The sequence below is a fragment of the Candidatus Jordarchaeum sp. genome, assembly GCF_052745115.1.
The window spans coordinates 1-7,463 of record NZ_JBRAKS010000195.1; the positions used below are offsets into that span (position 1 = coordinate 1).

Here is a 7,463-nt window from a genome sequence, read left to right on the forward strand (position 1 = left end):
CCGAACACCATTTAGGCGGTGTCCTAAATGGGTAAGTTTCGGACAACGGTAAAAAAGATAAGTGCGCACATAATAAAGTTCCCAAACTAATATCAATATTTCTCATTTAAATAAGGAGGCAAAAAATGAAACTATTCGAACCAATCCGAATAAACACCATGGAACTAAAAAATCGAATAGTCGTACCTGCCATGCATCTAGGCTACGCTGACCAGGGCTATGTGACTCAGCGAATAATAGACTTCTATACTGAACGCGCAAAAAACGAAATAGGACTAATACTCATTGGTGGTTGTTACACCGAATTGCTTGCGAAAGGAATGGATACTATGCTTCGGATAGACAGTGATGAAGCTATTCCGGGACTGTCAAAAGTCGCGAAAGCTATACATGAAGGAGGGGCCAAATGTGGTGCCCAATTATACCACTCAGGAAGGTATGCCTTCAGTTTTATAATAGGGCAGACTCCGGTTAGTGCTTCGGCAGTGCCATCCAAATTTACCGGTGAGACTCCTAGGGCTTTAACCAAGGAAGAAATTTTGCAAACGGAGAAAAATTATGGGGAGGCGGCGCTGAGAGCTAAGAAAGCAGGGTTTGACGCGGTTGAGCTCATAGCTTCAGCAGGCTATATTATCCCCCAGTTCCTGAGCCCTTTAACGAATAAGAGGGACGACGAGTATGGTGGGGACTTGAAGTCTAGGACACGGTTTGGCGTGGAATGTATACAGGCTATTCGGGACAAGGTGGGTGAAGACTTTCCTCTGATAATGAGGATTTCCGGCGACGATATGATGCCTGGAGGAAATACCTATAAAGAAGTCAGAGTATACGCCCCAATTTTCGCAGAAGCAGGAGTTGACATGTTTAATGTTACTGGCGGTTGGCATGAAAGTACTGTTCCCCAAATCACTATGAATGTTCCGCGTGGTAACTATGTCTGGCTTGCGGAGAATGTGAAAGAGGTTGTGGATGTTCCGGTCATGGCTTGTAACCGTATTACCGATCCCTTGTTGGCTGAGCAGATTCTGCTTGACGGAAGGGCGGATCTGGTAGGTCTTGGCCGGGCGCTGATCTGTGACCCGGAGTGGGTGGTGAAAGCTAAGGAGGGGCGTTTTAAGGAGATTCGGCAGTGCTTGGGTTGTAACCAGGGTTGCTTTGACCACGTTTTCATGTTAACTCCTGTGGAGTGTCTGGCCAATGCGGCTGCTAGTCGTGAGGTGGAGTACAAGATTAAGCCGGCAGCGAAGCGTAAGAAGGTTCTCATCATTGGTGGTGGACCAGGAGGCATGGAGGCTGCTCGTGTCGCAAAGCTTAGGGGTCACGATGTAACTCTTTACGAGAGGACGTACACGCTGGGTGGTCAGTTGAACTTGGCGGCTGCACCTCAAGACCGACGAGAGTTTAAGAATCTGGTCGATTATTTGTCCTATCAAATGGATTTGCTTGGTATTAATGTAGTTTTGGGTCAGGAGGTCACCCCTGAACTCGTTAAAAAGCTAAAACCTGATGTTATTATCGTTGCCGCCGGTGGGCGTCCACTGGTTCCCGACATACCGGGTATTGAGGGTTCAAACGTGGTAATGTCCTGGGATGTACTTGCCGGCAAGGCTGCCGTGGGCAAAAAAGCAGTTGTGGTGGGCGGCGGCGGTGTGGGCTGCGAAACCGGTCTCTACCTCACTGATCACGGCTCTATTACTCCGGAGCAAATGGTCTTTCTTGTGAATTTTGGCGTTTTAGACCTGCAGACAGCATACGACATGGTTAGGAAGACCCGGGATGTCACTATTGTGGAGATGCTGGAAAAGATGGGTGCAGACATAAGTAGGACCTGCCGTTGGACGATTCTGAAAACACTATCTATGCGGGGAGTACAAATGTTAACTAACGCCAAGGTGGCTAAGATAACAGAGAAGGGTGTAGTTCTAGAGAACGGTGATCTACTTGAGGCCGATACAGTAGTCATAGCGGTGGGCACTGTTCCCAATAATGAGATTATCGACCAGTTAGAGGGATTAGCAGCCGAAATATATCCCATAGGCGACTGCGTACAACCTAGAAAAGCATTCGAAGCAGTGCACGAAGCAGCGGGAATAGCTCGCAAAATTTAGTTAAAAAAATATTTTCAGTATAAATCGGTGTAAGGTGTTGGCGCAGGCTTATTCCCTCTTCACTTTCATTTTTTCAAGATTTATTAATCTAAAGTTATTATAGTACGATAGCCGTTAAACTGGAAATTTTTTATTTTGTTCTTGGATTTCAAAAATTTGGATATGAAGTTTTTCAACGGTGTTTGGGATTAAAATCTCCTTTGGAGCAAATTTATAAGCGTTCATTGAGATTTTGAGTATTATATCTTAAGGCTAGTTAGCAGATGGTTGGAATTTTTTATTGCGACATTGATAACAGTAATTTAAGTTTCATGGTAATCTGGTTTAGGAGGTCGAAGAAATGGGTAAAATTAGAGTGGCTATCGCTGGGCTTGGTAACTGTGCCAGTTCCATAATCCAGGGGGTTTACTACTATTTAAATGCCACTAAGGATGAAACCATTCCTGGTTTAATGCATGTTAATTTCGGTGGATACTACCCTAAGGATATCGAATTTGTGGCGGCATTTGAGGTAAACAAACTTAAAATTGGTAAGGATGTTAGTGAGGCCATTTTTGCTAAGCCTAACTGTGTTGTGAAGTTTGCTGAAGTTCCGGAGCTGGGTGTTAAGGTTCTTCCGGGACCGATAATGGATGGTGTTGCTCCTCACATGGTGGAATCATTTTACTGCTATGATCCAAAAGACACGGAGCCAGTGGATGTGGCTGAAGTTCTGAAAAAAACTAAGGCTGATGTGCTTGTGAATTTTCTGCCCGTGGGGAGTGCCGAGGCTACTAGATACTATGCTCAGGCGGCTCTGGATGCGGGTTGTGCGTTTGCGAACTGTATTCCGGAATTTATAGCTTCAGATCCGGTTTGGGTTAGTAGGTTTGAGGAATCGGGTTTACCTGTAGCTGGTGACGATATTAAGAGCCAGATCGGAGCTACTATTCTTCACAGAACTCTGGTGAATCTTCTGCTGGATAGGGGTGTAAAAATTGATGAAACTTACCAGTTGAATATCGGTGGAAACACGGATTTTGAAAACATGACTGTGGAGGAGAGATTAAAAACTAAGAGAATTAGCAAAACGGAGGCGGTTACCAGCATAACACCCTATAAGATACCGGTCAGAATAGGGCCCTCAGATTACGTACCTTTCCTAAAAGATAAGAAAATCTGTTATATTAGACTTAGGGGTAGAAAGTTTGGAGATATGCCGGTGAGCCTAGATGTTAAACTCTCTGTGGAAGACTCTCCCAACAGTGCAGGTATGGTTATTGACCTTATCCGAGCGGTTAAACTAGCGCTGGATAGGAAAATTTCAGGACCCTTGATAAGTATCTCCTCTTACGCGTTTAAACATCCTCCAGTTCAAGTTCAGGATCATGTTGCGCGGCAATGGGTTGAGGAGTTCATCCAGAGAAAAAGGGAAAGATAGGAACATGATTTTTAAAAAAATTTGATTTTGCTTCCCCTTTTATTTTATTGTCTTTAAAACAGTTAATTGTAACTCTTAAATTTTAATATTTTCAGTGGACTTTTATTTTTTTGATTTAAATCTAATCATAATGATAATATTATTATATCTCTGATTCGTGTAATTACACAAATGAGGTTTTGGAGGAAAGCAGAATGAGCGAGGAAACTCCAACAGCAGAGCAAATAAAAAAAGACAAAGAGATTATGGAAAAACTTGCCGAAGAGCGAAAAAAGCAACTAGCTGCAAACATGGCTGAAGGAAAAGCCGAAAGAGCTGCGGCGATGAAAGAAGCAGCGGCTAAGCTAGAAGGACACATCGCAGAAAAAGCGACCAAAGAACCTTCTGAATAAACACATAAATTTCAGCACAATACATTTTTAATCAGTAGTTACAAAAATCATCTACCACTATTTTCCCCCTTTTTTTAAATCCAATTAACACAAAATAAAAAATAATGCAAGAAAAAGATGAGATGATCCTCACGTAATCATTTCTTTTTACTTTCTTTCTCTGCTCCAGAGCTCCTTTTTGAGCATGTCTCGGACGGCAACCCTAATGGCTTCGCTCCTACTTGGATAGATTCCCATCTCAACTAACTTATTCAGCCCATCTAAGTAAGCATTTGGCACTTTTATGCTGATTAGTCTCATTGAAGGTTTCTTCATAGATAAATCACCAGAATTAAAGTTAAATTATTCTAATGCATTAAGCCATTAAAAATCTTTTTAAAAACAAAAATTATAAATTTTTTAAATAACGCATTTAAAATTTTTACTAAACGCTCTGTGCAATTAAGTTTATACTTCCGATTCGGAAGCATCGCAAAACTAATAAATAGTTGTTTTATCGCAAATAGAATTAATTATTTCTTCAGGGTGATAACCTTGTTTAATCACGAAGTAAGAACCTTCCCCATAAAAACAAAAAGCATTTGCCCCGAGTGTCAAAAAGTGATAGACGCCACACTATACGAGAATGGAGGCAAAGTACTAATAGAAAAAACCTGCCCCGAACACGGAAAAGTAACAGACATATACTGGAGCGACGCAGAACTTTTCCAAAAAGTGGAGAAATGGTGGCTAGACTCCATCCCCCTAGAAAACCCGCGAACCAGAGAGAAAAACGGCTGCCCATTCGACTGCGGCACCTGCGACAAACACAAATCCCACACCGCCCTAGCCCTAATAGACGTCACAAACAGATGCAACCTCCGCTGCCCAATATGCTTTGCCAACGCCGCAGAAACCGGCTACGTATACGAACCCTCACTAGAACAAATACGCTTCATGCTAGAAAACTTCAGAAACAATAGCCCCATTCCGGCACCAGCAGTCCAGTTCGCAGGAGGAGAACCCACAGTAAGAGAAGACCTCCCAGAAATCATCCAAATGGCAAAAGAGGTCGGCTTTCAACACGTAGAAATAGCGACTAACGCCATAAAACTATCCGAAAGCGTAGACTATTGCCAAGAACTTAAAGACGCCGGACTAAGCACCCCCTACATGCAATTCGACGGCCTAACCCCCGAACCCTACAAAGTAGCCCGAGGAGTCAATCTTCTTCCAAAAAAGATGAAAGCCATTGAAAACTGTCGCAAAGCCGGTTTAACCTCCATAGTTCTCGTACCCACAGTAGTACGCGGAGTAAACGACAATCAAATAGGAGACATCATAAGATTCGCCGTAGAAAACGTGGACGTGATAAGAGGAATAATCTTCCAACCAGTAAGCATCACTGGAAGAATCGATGAATCCAAACGAATGGAAATGAGAATAACAATACCCGACGTAATGAAAGACTGCGCAGAACAAACAGAGGGAAAAATAAAATACGAGGACTTCTATCCCTGCAGCACACCAGCACCACTATCCCGAGCATTAACCGCCTACACCGGAAAACCAGTAGTAGAATTTGGAAACAATGTCCACTGCGGCATGGCCACAATTCTCCGGGTAGAGGATAATGGTGAGTATTACCCGATTACTTACTATGTGGATGTGGACAAATTTTTCGGTACGCTGGAGAAGGTAGCTAAGGACTTTGAGGGTAGTAGGCTTGCTAGGACTAAGGGTAAGTTGAGGGCTGTGGCTGGTGCTTTGCGGTTCTTTAAGAAGAAGGGAACGCTGTTCAATCTTATGCGTGGCCTTATGAGTTCTGGTGAGTATGATGCTCTAGGAGACTTTATGAGGTCCATTATTCTGGTGGGTATGATGCATTTCCAGGATCCGTACAACTTTGATATTGAGAGAGTTAACAGATGTGTGATTCATTATGGTACTCCTGATGGGCGAATAATTCCGTTCTGCACGTATAACAGTATTCACAGAGAGCGGGTTGAACAGAAGTTCAGCATCCCTATCGAGGAGTGGCGAAAACAAAAGGGCGTAAAAGAAGTTGAACCCCTTCCAATAACCGAAAGCTAGTAAAATACGGATTTAAATCTCGTGTATCTATGCATTCTCGGAAGTTTCTTCCTTCTATTTTTTCTTGCTTATTTTTAAAAATTTTTTAAATCTTGATTGCAATGAAGAATTTTTTGGGTGTGTTATAGACTATTTTTCCCATTAAGAGTTGGGAGATGAATGTTCTTTAGAGTGGTTTTTGTTGTTCTTTTATCCTCCCTTTATTTTGGGAAGTATTATTATATTTGTGCCTTTTTCTATTTCTTCGTTGAGTTTGGCTTTTTTTCCATTAATTATGACTGCGAAAAATTCGTCCTTTAGACCTAGTTCTTGGAGTAGTTCTGAAACTTTTTGTCGATGTTCCGTAACAAGATTCACGAGTCCCCCACTTTTTTTTGTTTCTGCCTCAGACAATTTTGGTACCTCCAGCATTATAAATATTCAAACTTGTTGGGTCTAATATCTCCTTATTGATTTGAATATTTATTCCACATAATAAACTTTATGATGGCTTTACTTAAATATACCGTTCTGAATTTCCATATCTTTCTGTATATAAGAAATTCTTCGGGCTTCATCCCTGGCTTCATCTCGGGTACAACCCGCCTTTCCGCACAAGGACTGCATCCGCCCGCATTCGGGGGGAACGGTTTTCCATTGGGTAAAGGGCTTCATCGTTTCCTCTGGCCCTCTCCCCACATTCTTAGGAGGGGACTGTTCACCCATTCGGCTCCCATGTGCCACACGTCGGGTGATTGTTAGAGCCAATATTCCCTGTCTCTCTTTTTATTTCTTTTGGAAGACCGTGTACGCTACAGAAATATACGGTTTCATGCAACAGTTACGTAACCCTTTTTCAACTAGAATCAGAAAACCATATTCCCAAAAATAGGTATTTTACAGGAATCTTTGGCGGGAAAGCCCCCGACTTTAGTCTTGGGGAGTGTCAAAAGTAATAGAAATGGACGGGTTTTTGTTGGTTGTAGTATTTACTTCATTCTCTGAGAAATGTCCGGGAATTGTAACCATAGCTCTTTTTTGTGTGGTGGTGTGGAAATGGTTAAAATCTGTGGGAAAGATGTGCTTTGGTTAATGGTCATTGCCCAAAAAGATTAAAAAACCTTGTATTAGGGATAATACGCTTAAAGATTTGCTTTGGATTTCTGAATATTGGAGATTGGATAGAAGATTAAATAGATTGTGTGTGGAGAGAGATTGTATGTGGTGAAAAAAATATTTAATTCTATAACTTGCCCAAAAGATGGTTTAACATACAATGTAGAGGTATGTGGGGAGTGTAATGTTTTTCCTTGTAATGAATTTAAAATTTGGAAGCTGGGTTCTATGGGGAAATCCTTAGATGAACTTTTTGATGAACTTTTTGGTTAGATGAACTGTCTAATAATTTGGGTTTTTCCTGTTTTTCTTACAACATTTTTGGGTTTCATATTATTCTAGATTACGCTTTCGTAGAGGCGATATGTTTAACAT

7 protein-coding genes are annotated in these 7,463 nt (G+C 41.8%); 4 read left to right on the top strand and 3 right to left on the bottom strand.

Features of this window, described 5'->3' with window-relative positions; translation table 11 throughout:
- Positions 1-125: 125 nt before the first annotated feature.
- The 3 genes from ACUVXA_RS13330 (at position 126) to ACUVXA_RS13340 (ending at position 3,920) form a co-directional block, all read left to right on the top strand.
- Positions 126-2,108 (top strand): oxidoreductase, encoded by a 1,983-nt coding sequence (locus ACUVXA_RS13330; RefSeq protein WP_445871766.1) that lies wholly within the window; start codon positions 126-128, stop codon positions 2,106-2,108.
- A 340-nt stretch (positions 2,109-2,448) separates the two neighbouring features.
- Positions 2,449-3,528, top strand: coding sequence for an inositol-3-phosphate synthase (locus ACUVXA_RS13335; protein WP_445871767.1), 1,080 nt, complete (start codon positions 2,449-2,451; stop codon positions 3,526-3,528).
- Positions 3,529-3,722: 194 nt separating this feature from the next.
- On the top strand, positions 3,723-3,920 hold the full coding sequence (locus ACUVXA_RS13340) for a hypothetical protein (protein ID WP_445871768.1): 198 nt from the start codon (positions 3,723-3,725) through the stop codon (positions 3,918-3,920).
- A gap of 147 nt (positions 3,921-4,067) precedes the next feature.
- Here the strand turns inward: ACUVXA_RS13340 and ACUVXA_RS13345 are convergent, their stop codons facing one another.
- Entirely contained in the window at positions 4,068-4,235 is a 168-nt protein-coding gene (locus tag ACUVXA_RS13345; RefSeq protein WP_445871769.1) for a ribbon-helix-helix domain-containing protein, read from the bottom strand.
- Between the two features lie 219 nt (positions 4,236-4,454).
- On the opposite strand from ACUVXA_RS13345, the gene tes reads away from it, so the two are divergent.
- Positions 4,455-5,993, top strand: coding sequence for a tetraether lipid synthase Tes (tes, locus tag ACUVXA_RS13350; protein WP_445871770.1), 1,539 nt, complete (start codon positions 4,455-4,457; stop codon positions 5,991-5,993).
- 189 nt (positions 5,994-6,182) lie between these two features.
- Here tes and ACUVXA_RS13355 read toward each other — a convergent pair whose 3' ends face one another.
- Together ACUVXA_RS13355 and ACUVXA_RS13360 are read right to left on the bottom strand one after the other, a co-directional pair.
- Complete coding sequence (locus tag ACUVXA_RS13355) at positions 6,183-6,386, bottom strand: MoaD/ThiS family protein (protein ID WP_445871771.1); 204 nt, start codon at positions 6,384-6,386, stop codon at positions 6,183-6,185.
- 99 nt (positions 6,387-6,485) lie between these two features.
- Positions 6,486-6,740: a hypothetical protein gene (locus ACUVXA_RS13360; protein WP_445871772.1), complete on the bottom strand. Its 255-nt coding sequence runs from the start codon at positions 6,738-6,740 to the stop codon at positions 6,486-6,488.
- Positions 6,741-7,463 lie beyond the last annotated feature (723 nt).

Bases quoted from the DNA above. Each gene is read 5' to 3' on its own strand.
- ACUVXA_RS13345 (WP_445871769.1), bottom strand. From the start codon at position 4,235: ATGAAGAAACCTTCAATGAGACTAATCAGCATAAAAGTGCCAAATGCT.
- ACUVXA_RS13335 (WP_445871767.1), top strand. From the start codon at position 2,449: ATGGGTAAAATTAGAGTGGCTATCGCTGGGCTTGGTAACTGTGCCAGT.
- ACUVXA_RS13340 (WP_445871768.1), top strand. From the start codon at position 3,723: ATGAGCGAGGAAACTCCAACAGCAGAGCAAATAAAAAAAGACAAAGAG.
- ACUVXA_RS13330 (WP_445871766.1), top strand. From the start codon at position 126: ATGAAACTATTCGAACCAATCCGAATAAACACCATGGAACTAAAAAAT.